12 protein-coding genes are annotated in these 16,568 nt (G+C 47.2%); 5 read left to right on the top strand and 7 right to left on the bottom strand.

Features of this window, described 5'->3' with window-relative positions:
- Positions 1–30: 30 nt before the first annotated feature.
- Positions 31–2,019: a TRAFs-binding domain-containing protein gene (locus tag ACN4EK_RS05825; protein WP_431656563.1), complete on the bottom strand. Its 1,989-nt coding sequence runs from the start codon at positions 2,017–2,019 to the stop codon at positions 31–33.
- A 468-nt stretch (positions 2,020–2,487) separates the two neighbouring features.
- Between ACN4EK_RS05825 and ACN4EK_RS05820 the strand changes: the two genes are divergently transcribed.
- From ACN4EK_RS05820 to ACN4EK_RS05800, 5 genes are all read left to right on the top strand, one after another.
- Positions 2,488–3,018 carry a hypothetical protein gene (locus ACN4EK_RS05820; protein WP_431656562.1) on the top strand — a complete coding sequence of 177 codons (531 nt, stop codon included), beginning with the start codon at positions 2,488–2,490 and terminating at the stop codon, positions 3,016–3,018.
- Between the two features lie 9 nt (positions 3,019–3,027).
- Entirely contained in the window at positions 3,028–3,450 is a 423-nt protein-coding gene (locus ACN4EK_RS05815) for a hypothetical protein (RefSeq protein WP_431656561.1), read from the top strand.
- Between the two features lie 61 nt (positions 3,451–3,511).
- A complete protein-coding gene (locus ACN4EK_RS05810; protein ID WP_431656560.1) occupies positions 3,512–3,820 on the top strand; it encodes a transposase in 309 nt (102 codons plus the stop codon).
- A gap of 20 nt (positions 3,821–3,840) precedes the next feature.
- On the top strand, positions 3,841–4,365 hold the full coding sequence (locus tag ACN4EK_RS05805) for a transposase (protein WP_431656558.1): 525 nt from the start codon (positions 3,841–3,843) through the stop codon (positions 4,363–4,365).
- Between the two features lie 97 nt (positions 4,366–4,462).
- Positions 4,463–5,686, top strand: a complete 1,224-nt coding sequence (locus ACN4EK_RS05800; protein WP_431656485.1) for an ISAzo13 family transposase — start codon at positions 4,463–4,465, stop codon at positions 5,684–5,686.
- A gap of 92 nt (positions 5,687–5,778) precedes the next feature.
- Here ACN4EK_RS05800 and ACN4EK_RS05795 read toward each other — a convergent pair whose 3' ends face one another.
- The 6 genes from ACN4EK_RS05795 to ACN4EK_RS05770 all read right to left on the bottom strand — a co-directional run bounded on the left by ACN4EK_RS05795 (position 5,779) and on the right by ACN4EK_RS05770 (position 16,481).
- Positions 5,779–7,404: a hypothetical protein gene (locus ACN4EK_RS05795; RefSeq protein ID WP_431656556.1), complete on the bottom strand. Its 1,626-nt coding sequence runs from the start codon at positions 7,402–7,404 to the stop codon at positions 5,779–5,781.
- A gap of 910 nt (positions 7,405–8,314) precedes the next feature.
- Complete coding sequence (locus tag ACN4EK_RS05790) at positions 8,315–9,919, bottom strand: helix-turn-helix domain-containing protein (protein WP_431656555.1); 1,605 nt, start codon at positions 9,917–9,919, stop codon at positions 8,315–8,317.
- A 145-nt stretch (positions 9,920–10,064) separates the two neighbouring features.
- The gene (locus ACN4EK_RS05785) at positions 10,065–11,129 is read right to left on the bottom strand and encodes a PDDEXK nuclease domain-containing protein (protein WP_431656554.1); all 1,065 of its coding nucleotides are present in this window, start codon (positions 11,127–11,129) and stop codon (positions 10,065–10,067) included.
- Positions 11,129–12,298: a ParB/RepB/Spo0J family partition protein gene (locus ACN4EK_RS05780; protein WP_431656553.1), complete on the bottom strand. Its 1,170-nt coding sequence runs from the start codon at positions 12,296–12,298 to the stop codon at positions 11,129–11,131. Before ACN4EK_RS05780 ends, ACN4EK_RS05785 begins: the two co-directional genes overlap by 1 nt.
- Positions 12,299–12,301: 3 nt before the next feature.
- Complete coding sequence (locus ACN4EK_RS05775; protein WP_431656551.1) at positions 12,302–13,162, bottom strand: ParA family protein; 861 nt, start codon at positions 13,160–13,162, stop codon at positions 12,302–12,304.
- A gap of 355 nt (positions 13,163–13,517) precedes the next feature.
- Positions 13,518–16,481, bottom strand: a complete 2,964-nt coding sequence (locus tag ACN4EK_RS05770; protein ID WP_431656550.1) for a Tn3 family transposase — start codon at positions 16,479–16,481, stop codon at positions 13,518–13,520.
- Positions 16,482–16,568 lie beyond the last annotated feature (87 nt).

The raw sequence follows: 16,568 nt of genomic DNA, 5'->3' as shown, positions 1-16,568 counted from the left end.
GACTAAAGAAACGAGAACAGCATCAGTGCCCTAATGGCGAGGGTGAACAAAATAGGTTGGAAAGGTTCCATACCCTTTAGCATAAGGCACCCTGCCTACGTACTCACAGGTGAACTCTGTAATTCCTTCTGCAATCACCAGAGCAGCGAACGCCTGACTGGCATAAACCTGACCAGGGGGAGTCACTGGTTCAATTCGAGCTGCATGATTGACATGAGACCCAACATAATTCATCCGCCTAGTCACCGGATCGACACAGCGGTAAACGGGACCTGCATGCAGGGCAATGCGGAGACTGAGATTCTCTGGTAAACCTTTACTGACCCATGCAGTCTCTTGCATCAGTTTCTGTAACTGTAATGCAAAACAACCTGCTTCCTGAACGGATGCAAAGACAAAGTAGATGGCATCTCCCCATGTATTCTTGTGAACGGGTTGATAGGATGTTGCGCTCAGTTGAGCGATTGCACCCAGAAAATACTGCACGTAGGCGGCAATTTGATTTTCTCCTAACTGGGAGAACTGGACGACATCAGCAAATAGCATTGCTCTAATTTCCCGGGTCAACTCTACGGTCAGGACAGAATCAGTTGTCTTGAGGGTTGAGGGCTCTTTTGGAGTGAAGGGCGGCGGCACGTTCACCTGCACCTGATGCAGCAAAGCTTCAAGATGAATAATCTGTACCGGATGCCCCTGATTTTGCCAGTACTGTACCATTGTCGCTGTCCCCCCTGGTCCATCGCCTGGTTTACCGTTCCAAACCGCCAGGGGAATTAGGGTTGTCTCCAGCTGATTTGCGCGCATTTGAGCTAATCCGTACAGAATCTGATTGGAGTATTCATAGGCCAGACTGCGATCCCCCTGCTGACGCTGAGAAACGACGATAACTTCCGTGGCCTGTTCAATCACCCGATCAAATCGCTTGATCCACTCTGCTCCGGCTGGTGCCACTGAATCTTGAATGAATTCCTCTTTCTCAAAGGGTAGGATAATGCGGACTTCCCCCCCTCTAGCCAGCAACGATTCTGCAAACAAAATATCAGACCCACTGGCGGCGGAGCAATAGCCCAGTCGGGCACCCAAGACCTCCAGTTGTACCTGAATCGCCTCATTGACTAAAGGTTCAAGCTGAGCTGGAAATCGGGGGTGAGATCGCTGAGGACGATCAATCATATGTCCAGCGAACACTACGACCGACGGGATCTGGAAGCATTGCAGAATGCCGTGCTGGTCATTACCCAGAAATTCCAGTAACAAGCGGGCGTTCCGATAAGTACTACTCAAAATACCCAGTCGTCCTTGTCCAACTTGATTGGCTTGGGCGTACCATTGACGGGCTTTGTCCCAATCTTGCTGAATCAAGGCAACTTCCCCCAGCGTTGCATAGTACCAGTAGGGGTCTTGATTTTCGGTTTGAACTTTTTCCAGTTCTTGTAGGCAGGCACTCTCAACCTCTCGCGCCAGTTGATTAGCCTGTTGATGGCTACCCAAAATGAGAACTAACGTTGCTGCCTCAATCCCGGCTGACAACTGTTGTCCCAGCACATAAGCTTGCTGATAGTGTTCATAGGACAGGCGATAGTAAGTTTGTTTCTCTTCGGGTAATTGGGTTTGCCTTGCCATATCTTTATAAATACGACCCAGCATGGCGATTGTCTTGGTATTTTGATCATCCTCCTGCTGAAGTTGCAATAATAATTGATATGCCCGTTGTACCGCACCGCTATTCAGCAACGCCAGTGCCATATATTGCCGTAATTTGTAATCCTTGGGCCATTGTTGTAACCCTTCGATAACTAAATCACAGGCAATCAAGGGTTCTCCCATCTGTAAAATCCAGTCTGCCAGAATTTGATAAATCTCTAGTGAGTGTGGCTTGATGGATAGTACCTGGCGGCGTAAGGCGATCACCAATTCTGGCCGTGGACTAATACGATTTTGTAGGGTTTGTAGGATAACTGATAAATCTACAGGTTCTCCTGTGAAGGAAGATAGTACACCTAAATCTATGGGTTCCATGCTTATAACCACGTTTGATAAGAGTTTGAAGCATTCATATGTATTGAAGCTCCCCAGATCCAGACATTCATCCTATTGTGCTATTCACACTAATGGAAGAACGGAGTGACGATCGCTGGACTCGGTTTCATTGATGCCCCGCCCTAACTCCAAATCCCTGGTTTAAAATAAGGGAAAAGTTAAGATTTCGCCAGATTTTAATGCTTCCTTCCAGATTCAATCTGGCATGGCTATTCATCTCCATCTGTTTTTGTATGGAACCCTGCTTTTTCGATTTAAGCGTGAGACGAGGGCAACGAAAACGGGAAACAACAGCCAATTTAGCATAAGTATTTATGCTTAGTCTGTAAATCTTTATCCCAGATATTTGACCAATATCGGGGATAAGACGAGCCTCAGACAATATGAGACAATTAACCCAGCCTATCTTTAGGATCTCCACTACCAAGGGAGTTGGTGAGTCACCCTATGCCCAGACCTGTCCCCCCTGATACCAGCCGAGCACCCAAGCGGCGATCGCTACCTGAGAAGTGCCGTAAGTGTGCCATGCTGTCAGCTGAGCAAGCGCAAGCCTTACATGGGGCAGACGGGGATGGCTGCTGGATTCCAGCAGTCTGCTACAGCCGCCGCTCCTATGCTAGAAACCGCGATCGCATTAATCAAACCCGCAGTCGTAAACGCAAAGAAGGTGAGTTAGAGCAAATCCCAGTTGAGTTTGAGCCGCTCAGTCAAACCGTGTTTGGGGTGCTGGTGGTTTACCGTAAAGCAGGAGCAGATACGCCCATCCATGCGATCGCGGCAGAAATTTGGCAGGGACAGGAGAAGATTGCGATCGTGCCGCCAGTGCATTGCTTGGGGATGGTGCCGAGCCAGGTGCATCAGTACGTGGGGAGACTGCTGAATGTTCTGGAAGACCGCTATGGGCTCAAGAAGTTTGCGAGCCAAACTCGACTGGACCCAGAGTTGTGTGGCTTGCGTCCCTGTCCCCTACATCCTTGAGGAGAGAGTGTGAGACAAGTAGAGCAGTTAGAGCTGCCCCTATGGGACGTATTGCAGGAAGCAACGATCGCGCCTGATGATGCAGACGTTCGACAGCTCCTAGATGTGTTGGAGGACTCGTTAACTGACCTCGATACCGTAGGGCAATTGCAGGTGGCGGCTGAAGCGATCGCCCAAATTGTCCAGGTGTTTCAGGCAAGATCCGCCCTGGCGTTTGAGGAACTGGAAGCCACGAACAGTCAGGAAGGTCCAGTCATGCCCAGCGATGCCTTCGATCGCTATGTGCGGCAAACAATGGAGCTGGACTTAGAGCAATTTATTGAGCCGCTAGAGAGTCTCCCCAGAAAGTTACCAGAGCGTTCCACGACACCGAGTTCAGTTGTGGGGGAACTAGACCAGTCGGCTTTACTGCAAGCGTTAGGACTCTTATAGAACCCATTTGGGATCTTTATAATAGTGAAGGTAGTCACCTACCTCCTCTCCTTGAGTCGCTATGACATATTCCAGCAGTCTCACCGATGCAGAATGGGAAATTCTTGAACCCCTGTTGCCGCAGATACTACCGCAGAAGAAACGGACTCGTCCCAGTGATTGGACAAAGCGGCAAATCCTAGATGGCATCTTCTATCAACTCAAGAATGGCTGTAATTGGGAGGACTTACCCAAAGACTTGCCGCCTTACTCGACTGTCTATTGGCACTACAAACAGTGGCGAGCAGCCGGTGCAACCGAGATACTGATGCAGACGTTACATGAGCACGTGCGAGAACAGGTAAAAAAAAGCCCAAGTGGACGACGTTAATCATCATTGACTCTCAAGCGGTGAAGAATACTTGCAATGCGAGTGTAGAGTCGAAAGGATTCTGTTTTTACAAAGCGACTAATGGGATTAAACGGCATCTAGCCGTTGACACGCTTGGATTCCCCTTCTTCACTCACTGCACTCCTGCCAATGTTTCTGATGATGCAGGACTGCTTGAGATGCTGACGTTGAACATTGATTATTTCAAGTCAAAACCCGTCAATATTCCCAAGATTACCATCTTGCTCGACCACGGCTATCACGTTGGGCACTTGATTGAGAAGTTAGAGCAGGTTTATCCCCAGATCATGACGAAAATCCGCTTTCAACTATCCACCAAACCGTCTAAGCAAGAAAAGGCAGAGCAAGGAAAAACAGGATTTGTGCCAGCGATTGCTCGTTGGGTGATTGAACGATCCAATGCCTGGATGGAGCGATGTAAAAGTTTAGTGAAGAACTTTGAGCGAACGCTATCTCATGCCACGACCAAGATCAATCTCTGCTTTGTCCGGCTAATGCTCAAGCGGCTTGCAGCCCCTTCCTAAGATCTCAAATGGGTTCTATAAAAATAAGTTGCGTAACTTTCCCCTTTTCCCCTGGGTGAAATCGTTAGGCTAGATAGAGTGGCGTTCTAGTTGCACCATGGTTCCTGATTCAGTAGTCAAGCAAATTGAACATAAATATCAACACCTTAGCCCCTTCTTGAATGAGCGTAGCCGTCGGTTATGGGCTGCAACGGAAGCAGAAGCGTTGGGGTACGGTGGCATCGTTGCCCTCCATCGTGCCACTGGACTGAGCCAAAATACGATTCGTGCAGGACTCAAAGAATTGGGTGGTGAATCAACAGAGTTGCTTACGTCTGAACACATTCGCCAAGCGGGAGGTGGACGCAAACGAGTCGAAGCGCGAGACCCTCTGATTTTAGAAGCGTTGGACCGTTTAGTCGAACCCACCACTCGAGGAGAACCCGAATGTCCTTTGCGCTGGACGTGCAAGAGTGTCAATCAATTGGCAGATGCTTTGCAGGAGCAAGGGTATACCATTTGTGCCATGACGGTGTACACGCTGTTGGTAGAAATGGGCTACTCGTTGCAGAGCAACCGCAAGACCCAGGAAGGCAAGCAACATCCGGACCGAGATAGCCAGTTTAACCACATTGCTCGGCAGGTGGAAGTGTTTCAACGGCAGCACCGTCCGGTGATCTCGATTAATACCAAGAAGAAGGAGAACCTGGGTCAATTCAAAAATGGGGGACAGGAATGGCAACCGAAAGGTGAACCAACTGCTGTCAAGACCCATGATTTTCCTGACAAAGCCCAGGGTAAAGCCATTCCCTATGGCATTTATGACCTGACTCATAACCAAGGGTGGGTGAATGTTGGCATTGACCATGACACTGCAGAGTTTGCGGTTGAATCGATTCGCTGCTGGTGGCAGCACCTCGGACAAGCCCAATATCGCCGCAGCAAGCATCTGTTAATTACGGCAGACTGTGGGGGAAGTAATGGTTATCGCAATCGGTTGTGGAAGCTCAAACTGCAGGAGTTTGCAGATGAAACGGGCTTGACATTGCATGTTTGCCATTTTCCACCGGGTACCAGCAAGTGGAACAAGATTGAACATCGCTTGTTTTGTCACATCACGACAAATTGGCGAGGACAGCCATTAACCAGTTTGGAAACCGTGATTAACTTGATTAGCAACACTACGACTAAAACTGGTTTAGAAGTTCACGCTCAACTGGATAACAATCTCTATCCCACAGGAATTCAAGTGACGGATGAACAGTTCAATGCGATTGCCATAGAGCGGTGTCGATTTCATGGAGAATGGAACTACCGGATTGTGCCGCGAAAGACTGCTTAGTTAAGCAACTTATTTTTGTAAGCATCCTAAGAAAGGACAGAACTTACATAAGAACTGGTCACGAGCTGGATCCCGCTTGGGCGGGTTTGGGCTCACCCCAGACGATCTCCTGAAGGATGATTGTGGGAATGGTCATGTACTTCCTCTGTTAGTAAGGACAACTGAAGTGGACTTAGCTGAAGGACCCATGGATTGATACGAGCCCACGCTAAGGCTTCTGCCATCAGAATGGGATCCCCCGAATCGAGATACTCTTGCATACGGTTAATTTGGCGTTGCACAGCTGCTTCTGCCTTAATTTGCTGACGCTGAGCCTGAGTTAGTCGATTGGCTTCTTGGAAGGCGGCTTGCGAGGCTGAGAAGTCGAACAGTTCCTGCTGCTCGAAGGGAGACTGGGCTGCTGAATCAGAATTACCAGCTAAGGACAGTGAACTGACAGGACTGAGAGGGCTAGAACCCTTGCTGGGAGGATTATCACCGCCACTACTAGGAAATAAGCTTGGAGGACTGTGCCAGTTAGATGGCGCTAGCTGTTCTAACTGGCCATCCATTTTGACGCTTGGGGGGTGCGGGGGGTTTTCCACAGGCGACTCTGTATCCATCTCAAAATAGTTGGGATGCCAGAGGTCGCGATGACGATATAAGGATCCACCGCCAATGCCATACTTCAACAGGCTCTGAAATCGAGCGGTCGGTTTGGCAGGGAGTTGACCAGTTTCTAATAAGTGAGCGATCGCTTGACGAATCCGATCTCTTGTTGCCGCAGATTGCCGCTGGTTCCAAGAGGGGGATTGCTCGATCGCTTCTATGAGATTGGGATCTTGAGCGATCAGTGATTGTTTCTTACTGTGATCGCCAAAGTGGTAGTAGTGGCTGCCCTCAATACAGCGAGCCCATTCTTCGGCCCGGTGTTCAATCTCATGCTGATGCCGACACCAGTCCTGGTAGCCAGGGAGCGAGGTGGCGGTCTCCACAATTTCATTAACTAGATTTTGACCGGCTAACGGCTCTCCACCGGAAAGGACATGGTGAAAGATATAAGCGCGCATGGTGATGCGGCCTAACAGGTGATTGGTTTGCCCATAGCCCGTCCAGCCCAACTCAATTTCCGCGTTCAAGTCGTTGAGGAACTTCTCAGCTTTGCCTGAGATGCCAAAGTGTTTGCGTTTGGCTTGCTTGAGGATGCGTTTAAGGGTGACCTGATCAATGTCGTTGCGCTGTTGTGCCAATCGCCATTGTTGAACGAAGGTATAGGAGTCACCCCAAATCCGCTGGAAAGCTTCATCTAAAAGGTAGGAGCCAATCTGCAAGGGCAGGCGATGGGCATTGAATAAACTTAAGTTGCCCGCTGGCAGGTAGGGCTTTGGGTTGGGAAAGACTTCGAGGTGTCCTGGTTGGAGTTTGAATCCGGCATTTTCGAGCAAACAGGCTAGGGCGATTGCCAACTGCCAGGAGCTTTGAGATTGTTGGAAGGGAAGGTAGAGATGTAGCCCACCACTGTAGCTAGAGGTACAGACCAGGTAACTGACCAGGCCCAGCGGTTCTAGAGCTGCCACGATCCGAGCGATCGCCAGTGGATCATTGTTAGGGTGATAGAGACTTTCGCGATCAATATCTAGGAGACCGTAGTTTGTTTCTGCCCCAAAGCGAACACCATAAAGTACGCCCCTTGGCGAATCAAACGATCGCTCAATGGATGCCGACTTTCCGTTTTCCATTCGACTACTGAATTTGGACGAGGATGCTCTGCCCAGATGTAATCGAAGCGATGGGGGAAGAGTGTAAGGAATTCATCATCCCACTCCTGCACATACTTGAATTCACTTGTGACTGTATTAACCATAGAACTCCCTTTTCTAGATCACTTGGCCTAAGTTGAATGGCTTTAGTGATTAGAATTTGGCGAGTCTAGGATAGCAGTCGGTCACAAAATGCACCTGTGACGTTCTCGGATCAACTTGATCAAATTGATCAGATTTGTGACCATTTTTGAAACCTTTATTTGGTTAGGATTCTGAGCTTTTAAAAGTGACCTTTATTACGTGTGCGGGGTGTTTTTATCTAAGGTGCGGGGTATTTTTATCTAAAGTGCGGGGTATTTTTCAGGTATTTTCAGGCTATTTTTAAGCCACTTCATCTAGAGTGCGGGGATTCAATTTGAGCTTATTGTGACCTTTACTCAGGGTGCGGGGTATTATTTCAGATATTGTGACGCTTAATTGTTCAATAGATACACACTCAAGTTGTGACCTTCATTCAGGGTGCGGGGTACTTGTGACCTTCATCTAGGGTGGGAGCAGACTAATCAAGGAATAACTCCCTATCTAGTCAGCAATTCAGGCTTCATCTGTGATGTTCATCCAAAGTGGGAGGAGTTGTGACCTTCATCCAAGGTATGGGGTTGGCGGTATATTACTGGCCTAAGGCTAGGCTATCTGTGACCTTTATCTGAGGCTCAAGGAAAAGCTGGAAATCCGAGCTTTTGACCAATCTCAAGCTTGGCGTAACTAGCACCATGAAACTCTGTGACCTTCATCTAGGGTGCGGGTATTCACCTATCCCCAATTAGGATATTTGTGACCTTTATCTAAGGTGCGGGATATTTATGAAAATATATGCAATGGGCTATTAAGTTAAGCAGTCGAGCAAAGCACTTTGGTCTTGGGGCTGGATTCGCCGCTTACCACTTTCCACCATCTTGATCCAACTGGGGCTGCGACCAATTCTCGATGCTAGTTCAACCTGACTTAATCCTTTAGCAATTCTCATTTGTTTCAGTTGCTCTCCTGATTGAATTGCTGTAATAGTGTTTTTAATTGTAGAAGGGTCTTGCTTCGTGGTTTCTCCAATAGAAGTAGGAGACAGCTTTTTGGGCTCAAATTCTCTGAGGTAAGTCTTTCTGTGTTCTTCGATCTCGTCTAGCTTTTCCGCAATCACTTGAGGGGGTTGAATCCAAAGTCGTCCGCTTAGGAGTTGATTAAAACTTCCTCGCATTCGTTTCGCTCGATCAGTCAATCGTGATCCAGACTCAGTGCTGGCATCTTTTGCCCAAAAATCAGCAGCCTCCTCTGGGTCCTCTGGAACCTCATTCAGAAGGGCTGAGTCTCCTGAATCTATCCAGTATTGCAGAGGATAAGTTGCTGGATCAGGAGTAATTTGCCACCCCTTTTCCAAAAGAACCTTTAGTGACGTCAGCCACGATCGAACTAACTTGGCACGTTCCCTAAAACCTGAAACAGCTGCTTGTACTGCCTTCTCTCCAAAAGCAACTTTTAACAAAACCTCTGTTGTGAGAGGGCTATTGCGATTAATCTTTGTTTTAAACAGGAGCCAGGTCATAAGCCGAGCGGCACCCTCATAATGATGCCAAGTCGTCATTAGATCCTGTAGAATCTGCTGGGACAAAATTCCATACTCGTAATATCCATTCTTCTCTTTACGCTGCTGCTCATTCAAAAAGTACTTTGCCCAATTTCCGCAGCGAACATTAAGCGTAAACCCAATAAGCGTTTTTTCTCCAACAGGATTTCCAGACTCATCGTAGAGACAGTCCTGGAAATGCAACATGGGTTCAGCAATTTCCCACAACCAGTTACGGCTGACAGTGAACATTGGAACACGCCCCTGATCTGGCCATGAAATGTACACCAGCAGATGACAAGGTTGTTTTGCCAGCTCTAACATTAATTGAAGCTTTTGTTGCTTATTGAGTTTTTTATTCTTGTCTAAACCTAGGTAATGTTCAAGTTGGACGTCATTTAGAACGAACTGTTGCTCCCAAGGGCGTTCTAGCTGGGTAGCGTGAGCCGCATAGATTAGATGTATGCAAGCAGCCCGAATATCAAATTGGTCGATTAATGCAAGTGCAGCTTCCCCCTCTAATACAAATGGATCTTTCGCATGCACATTATTCGTGACCCAGAAGGAGACAAACCCCTTACCCTTAGCGACTGGACTTTCATAATGAGCAGCCCCTTCTTCTGGAATGACCCATCCAACATCTTGTCCCTGAGTGAGGATGTTGCACCCTTCCCAGATAACTCTATTCGAGGCCATTCGGTCTGTACCATCAGGAAATAGATCAGGGCTGGTCGGTGGGCGTTGGAAGGTGTGATACCGCCCCTTGCGGGTAGGAGTTATTTTGGCACTCTCCTGTTCAGCAAGCTCCGTTTCGACCTCGCAGGAAACAGACTTAGGATCTTGTTTACTGGAATGATGAGATTCAGAATGCATAGGGACCCATCAATTAGTTGAACAAAGGAGCCAAACCAGAGGTAGGCTTTTAACCTCGTAGAATCATAACTAGAATCGCGGATTCTGAGCGAGTAAATACGAAGACAAATTGTCCAACAGCTGTTGGACAATTTGAGAAAAGTGCTCAACTCCCGTCCAAATCAGAGATTGATTGATTTTGGAGTTCAACCTCTACCGCCTTTAATTCCATCTCTAGTTGAGCGATCGTTGGTAAATTTCCTTGCAAGGGTTCTGGTAACGTATCCTTTAAACGATAGGTTGCAACGCTAATCGGCTTTTGGAGTGGTTGTAGTGAGTACTCTACAATTGTTCTATCCTTTGACTTGCATAATATTAAACCGATCGTTGGCTGATCAATCTCGGTTCTCAGTAGATTGTCGACGGCTGACACATAAAACGCCATTTTGCCAGAAAACTCAGGCTCAAACTCGCCAATTTTAAGATCAATCACCACGTAACAGTGCAGGCGTACATGGTAGAACAGTAAATCTAACCTGAATTCCTTACCGCTGACCTCAATAGGGTATTGGCTTCCTAGGAATGAAAAGCCCACCCCCATTTCTAATAAAAAGTCTCGAATATGATCGACCAAAGATTTTTCTAATTCCCGCTCCTGTACCTCACGATCGAAGCTAAGGAACGAAAAATTATAAGGGTCTTTTAGAATTTGAACTGCTAAATCAGATTGAGCTTGTGGTAGTACACGATCGAAATTAGTAATAGCGCTTCCCCAGCGAGCGTGTAATCCACTCTCGATCTGATGAACTAATACATTACGGCTCCAGCCATGTTCAATAGTTTGCTGGATATACCACAGTCGCTCTGTTGGATCCTTCACCCGTTCCAGGATTCTCAAGTTATGTCCCCAGGGAATTTGCCCAACCAAGGTTGCAACTATTTGCTCATCTGGATAAGCTTCCGCAAATGCCCGCATATTGAGAAGGTTAGTGCGTGAAAATCCCCCCATGTCGGGGAATTCCTTTTTGAGATATTTTGCCAACCTTTCGATGACTTTAGCTCCCCACCCCTCTTGCTGTTGGCGCTGGAGAATCTCCCTGCCAATATGCCAGTACAACAAGTTCAGTTCTCGGTTAATCGATAATGCGGCTTGAAGTTGGGCACGTTGAATCCGTTCTTTTAGAGACTGGAAAAAGTGTTCATATTCTTCTTGAGGTAAATTACTGCCCATTAAGCCCCAATCATCCTTTCAACTTCTTGAAGCTTACTTTTTAGAGCTTGTTGTAGCTCTTTTAACTGATCGCGCTCAATTTCTTGAAGCTCTATATCCTGAATGGCTTTGATGGTTTTCTTGACTGTTTTGGGTTGTTTGGTCGTAGAGCTAGTTGTCTGGTGCTGTCTTAATGTCTCTTTCACTAATGCCTTAATCTGGCTAAGTGATAGCTTTTCTTGAATGACCTTCTCTGTCACTTCTGCTCGGATTGTGCGGGCTTTCGACTCACTGACCTCCAACTGTTCTGCTGTCAGTTTACTTAACTCTCTTGCTTTACTACTCTCAAGCCCTTCAGCTTTAATCACCTGCTTCAAGTCTTCCGGCAAGTCCAATAAGGGAAAAATGTTATTGCTGATGGATACCGGATGGAGCTGTAGCCCTAAAAGAACAGCAAAAATATCTCGTTCTTCGACTTGTTTAAATCCAGTAGAGTCAAGCCATTCCTGCTGCTCTTCACGCTCCGCAATTCTGATATCTGATAACGCTGGCAACTGCCCTCCCCGCTCAAGTCTCCGAATAGCAGCCTTGAGTGTTTTAGGGATCACCTTTTCCTGGGCTTCAAAATAAGGATGTCGATGCACGATAAGGCGAATCAAAGCGGTTGCTAAATCTAAATCGTGCAGTTTTTGAGAGTGAATACTAGTAACGAGTTGCCCTTCAAAAATCTCCCCCTCATCTAATACCTCATCTTCTAGTAAAAAAACTGCCTTGAGTGTTTTCCAACCTAACGAGGTAGCTGCCCGCCATCGCAGTTCTCCCTCAAACAGAATGTATCGTCCATTAGGTTGAGGAACCACAATGATAGGAGTCTTTTGACCATGCCGACGTAAGCTCTCTGCTCTCTCCTGAATTAGAGATTTAGGAAACGTTGTTCTCGGTTGGTTTGGATCGGGTTCTATCAAATTGAGGTTAATTTCATGTGTTCCACCCTTGATTGCAAGTTGACTTGTTAACTCCTCGATCTGCTGTTCTAAGGCTAATTTTTCCTGTGAATCCAACGCACCTGAGCGTAGCTTTGTGAGTTCCGCTTCTAGCTCCTCGACTCGACTCTTTAAGTGGTGAACTTGATGGGATTGTCCCGCTTCCCCAAAAAGCTGTTTCATCCCGACTGGTTTTGGTGCTGCCATTCTCTACTCCTCTGTGATCAACTTCACTAAAGCATTTACGATCGGGTCGAAGTCTTTTGCGGCGTTACTACCTGGACGGTATAGGTGAAGAGGGAGTCCAGCCCCACAGGCTTTAATGTAGTAATTCGATTCTCTGATATAGGGGAAGCATTCAATTCCCATTTGTTCAATCAAAGCTGGTAAAGTATCGCTTGTATCAATATCCTTCCTAAGGTTGCCTTTCTTATCCAGCCCTAAGATATCTCGGTGAGTTCCAACTTCATATAAGTCAACTCGTGTCGGTACAAACCCCATAATTTTAGGTTCAGGCTTTAAACGCAGATCATCAATCTTGCTGTAATACCACTCTAAGAAGCCTGCAAAGCTCCCAGTATCTTTGTACTCCGGTTTAATTGGTACAAGCACATGAGTACTAGCTGCTAAAGCTAACAATCCCATCGGCTCTAGCGATGCAGGTGTATCGAAGATGACTAAATCTGAATCAATAGGGTAGTCATCTAACCTATCTTTCAGTGTGTAATGACGGCGATCATAGAGGTATACCTCTCGAATACTATCTTCTAAAGCCTGACCTCCCTGAATAGCTGTCACGGTAGAAATATGATCAGCCCACAGAGGGATAAATGGATAATTACCGTCAAAGCCTTTTTTAAGAACTGCGGCAACAGAGTCTTTATAAGAAGCAGGCTCAAGCCTTGCAAAGATGCGGAGTGAAGCGTTTTGATCTAGTTCAACTAAGGTCACTTTATAACCCTTCAGCCCTACGGCATAAGCCAGATGGACTGCCATTGTCGTCTTGCCGGATCCTCCAGCATTACTAGCAATGGTTAACCGAACCTGTTTTTTAGCGGCTTTCTTTCTCATGAAAATCCTAAAGAGATAGCTGTAGAGTGTGGACTAACGTTAGTCCCATCAACTTAGCCTTCAAGTGGACTAACGTTAGTCCACGGAGTTGATAGATTGAAAGTACAGATCAAATCTTTTCGCTGTTTAAGACACTTGCTGCCATTCGAGATTGTAGCGAAGGGTGTAAGAGCTTTAAGTGTTTGTGGACTAACGTTATTCCACAACTGAAATTATAGGGCTGCTTGGCAATTACTTATACACAAGAATGATCAAGTTTCCTGATTTTTGGGAACTTCTACTTAAAAACAGGTTATATGTTGAACGCCTTTGTATAGCAATGGAGAAATTTTGGTCGCTAAGGCTGAAAGTCAGACTAGCGTAGACTTCTAAACGGTCTTTCCTTGCCAATGTGCTCTATCTCGAAGTGATACTTCCCGTAAACATTGATATGACCATGACGGGTAGGCCATAGATGCATGAGATGTTCATCCTTTACCACTTGCCCCTGCTGCCGAAGTTGCTGCACCACCTTTTCCATGTACACAGTGTTCCAAATGATGATCGCGTTTGTGACCAAGTTGAGGCAGCCCACCTGATTGCGAAGCTGTTCATCGGTCTGCCCCCGAACTTCCCCCTGGTTGGCGTAATAGAGGTGAGATCGCAAACTATGTAAAGCTTCCCCTTTATTCAGTTGTCGATTGATTCTGCGACGGTTGGTTTCGTCGGCATACCAGCGCAAAATGTGAATGGTCTTAATCAACCTGCCATACTCTTGCAAAGCACGGGTTAACGGATGCTGTCGTGGATAGGCTTGCAGCTTTTGCACAATTAACGACGCTGTGACCCGTCCTGTTTTGAGAGACCCTGCTAACCGTAGCATTTCATCCCAATGGGGCAAAATACGCTCTTTGTGGATGACGCTTTGCAGATGGCTCTTCAGTTTTGGGTAGGCATCTAACTGGATCTGACTGGTGCGATACAGTTCCTGGTCAGCCAGATCGCGAATGCGAGGCGAGAACTGTAACCCCAACAAGTCAAACAGCGCAAAGATCAGTTCGGTGTAGCCTGCTGTATCGGTCGTGTGTTCCAAAATGGGCAGTTCCGTTTCGTTATTGAGAATCTCATCGAGAACATAGGTTGCGTCTCGCAGTGTGGTTGGAACTGGCTTGGAGCCGTATTGGGAAAACTGGTCGCTAGTCCAGCTATAAAAGGTGATGCCTTTACCGTACCCAAAGTAGCGGGGGAGTGCTCTCGCCTGACGCACAGAGCCGCGCACTGGAAAGCGTTGCCCATCTGAGGACGATAGCATCCCACCACCCCACAAACGGCTCAAGGGCAACTGATAGTGGTAATTAACCAGGGCGGTATTTGCGTTTCGCAGCGTTTCATCTCGGATATACCAGGTGTTACACCAACTCAGTTGTCTGTACCCCAGATTGGCAGAGGTTGCCATTTGCTGTAAATCCAGATTGCAAGCTTGCGCCAGAAGACAGCTATAGAGGTGCAGCAACAAATTGGTATCCCGGCGGTGGGGACTCTGCAAATGCTCAAAAGCATCGGAAAAGTGGGTCCAGGAATCAACCTCGACTAACAAGTCCGTGATGTCCAGAGTCGGGAGTCGGTTCGTGATCAGATAGGTCAGTTGATTGAGTTCGGCAGTTCGCTCCTCTGCCTCAAAAGGACTCAAAACCAGCTTGTCCTTTTCCTCTCGCAGATCCCCTTCGGCTTCATTTAACAACGCCTCTACTTGCTCAATCAGGCGAAGCAGTTCAGCCTCTCGTTCCGTCAGACGAACAGTTGCATCAATCGGAGTGCCCAGTAAACTAACTGTTTCTTGTCGTTGCTTTTGCCATTCTTCTTTGGACATGAAGTAGCTTTCCAGGGTGCTGAAGCGGCGACTATGGCTGAGATAGATATCGCCTGAACGCAGGTGTTGCCGTAGTATCCATAGGGCAGCAAGTTCGTAGTAGCGACGGTTAAAGCCCTCTGCGTCAATGACATACGAACGCCAGGTATCCGGGATAAACTCAGTAGGAGTCGTATCTGGCAGTTTGCGACGAATTCCAGCATGGATCTCGCGAACCAGGTCGAGGGCTTGTAACAATCCTTGATCCTTGCTGCGACTGTGGAACTGCAAGGTGGACAGGAAGTGACTGGAGAATCGGCGAATGCGCGGATAGAACTTACCAAAGTAATCGACGTAGGCATCATTTTCGGGACGAATCAGTTGTTTCGTTTCGCCCAATGCAGTTTCCAGTTTTGCTGGTGTGATGTACTCAAACGCAGTTGTCCTAACCTTTTGGTCATCGACTTCTGCATCTAGCAAAATCTGTCCGATTTGATGCAACGTTTTCAACTTTTCATTGATCGTTTTTGTTGCTTGTAAGCGATCTGCCTCAAAGGTTCGCTTTGCTTCGTTGTGCAATTCCCATAGCCGTTGGTCAAACATCTCAATGAGATCATCGACAAAGTTGTAAAGAGACTGTTTCAGGAAAGCAATTAAAACAGGATAACGTCTGAATTGTGGTGCTCGTTTCAGGTATTGATTTGTCGCTCTAGCACCGATCTTTGCCAGGTAGTTGACGCGATTGGGGTTGAGCATATTGAGGTTCCAAGCTCCCACCCCCTGTTGTTGAAGAAAATCAATCTTCTCAAGGGTTTCGAGGATTTGCCTGGTATTGTTACCAGTGGGGGTCCGCTGCAACCAGGACAAGCGTGTTCGCTTTAATTCATCATCCACTTCCAATAAGTTGTCTAAAAACTGGCACTGTTCCTGTTTGAGCAATGGTTGCAATGCTTGATAAATTGCTTCTTGGGCTTGTTGGCGAGCCGTTGCCACCATCTTCTCAAGACGGGTTGTACCAATCCGAATCATCTTGTGCTGCTGAAGGTACTGACAGGTCAGTTCAAAAAGAAGCATGGGTTTGTCGTGTTCTAAAGCCCGTTCTAACAGCCATTGTTCCAACGCCAGCAGATCCAGTGGGGATGCACGACGATAACCTAAAAGGACTTGCACCTGCCGTTGATGATTGCGTTGCGTGCTGGTTCGTTTACCATAAAGAGAGAAGGCATCAGCAGACACCTGTAGTTGCACAGCGACATACTCAATTACAGAGGCAGGAAGCTGTGACAACTGTTCTGGGAAGAATCCCAGATAGCGTAAGCAGCACAAAAACAGGGCAAACCCCAGGCGATTATGATCACCGCGTAGTCTTAAAATGGCACGGTGGTCGTCTGGAGATAACCAAAAGAAGCGGTCTAAATCGGTCTGTGTGATCTCTTGCGGAAAGCGATTTAAGCGATCATGATCTGAGTCAGAGAGAAACTGAACAGGCATGGGATAGACTCATCAAACTGTCCCACTATTGTTCGTATCTGGGACAGTCTGTGTCTAGAGAAGTCCGAAAAACAACGGTTTCAGGAG

The sequence above is a fragment of the Pantanalinema rosaneae CENA516 genome (assembly GCF_050753385.1).
Classification (GTDB): domain Bacteria; phylum Cyanobacteriota; class Cyanobacteriia; order Leptolyngbyales; family Leptolyngbyaceae; genus Pantanalinema; species Pantanalinema rosaneae.
This window is presented reverse-complemented; position numbering and strand designations above follow the sequence as displayed.

Excerpts from the sequence above, each read along its gene's own strand:
- ACN4EK_RS05825 (WP_431656563.1), bottom strand. The coding sequence starts at position 2,019 with ATGGAACCCATAGATTTAGGTGTACTATCTTCCTTCACAGGAGAACCT.
- ACN4EK_RS05820 (WP_431656562.1), top strand. The coding sequence starts at position 2,488 with ATGCCCAGACCTGTCCCCCCTGATACCAGCCGAGCACCCAAGCGGCGA.
- ACN4EK_RS05810 (WP_431656560.1), top strand. The coding sequence starts at position 3,512 with ATGACATATTCCAGCAGTCTCACCGATGCAGAATGGGAAATTCTTGAA.
- ACN4EK_RS05800 (WP_431656485.1), top strand. The coding sequence starts at position 4,463 with ATGGTTCCTGATTCAGTAGTCAAGCAAATTGAACATAAATATCAACAC.
- ACN4EK_RS05795 (WP_431656556.1), bottom strand. The coding sequence starts at position 7,404 with ATGGAAAACGGAAAGTCGGCATCCATTGAGCGATCGTTTGATTCGCCA.
- ACN4EK_RS05790 (WP_431656555.1), bottom strand. The coding sequence starts at position 9,919 with ATGCATTCTGAATCTCATCATTCCAGTAAACAAGATCCTAAGTCTGTT.
- ACN4EK_RS05785 (WP_431656554.1), bottom strand. The coding sequence starts at position 11,129 with ATGGGCAGTAATTTACCTCAAGAAGAATATGAACACTTTTTCCAGTCT.
- ACN4EK_RS05780 (WP_431656553.1), bottom strand. The coding sequence starts at position 12,298 with ATGGCAGCACCAAAACCAGTCGGGATGAAACAGCTTTTTGGGGAAGCG.
- ACN4EK_RS05775 (WP_431656551.1), bottom strand. The coding sequence starts at position 13,162 with ATGAGAAAGAAAGCCGCTAAAAAACAGGTTCGGTTAACCATTGCTAGT.
- ACN4EK_RS05770 (WP_431656550.1), bottom strand. The coding sequence starts at position 16,481 with ATGCCTGTTCAGTTTCTCTCTGACTCAGATCATGATCGCTTAAATCGC.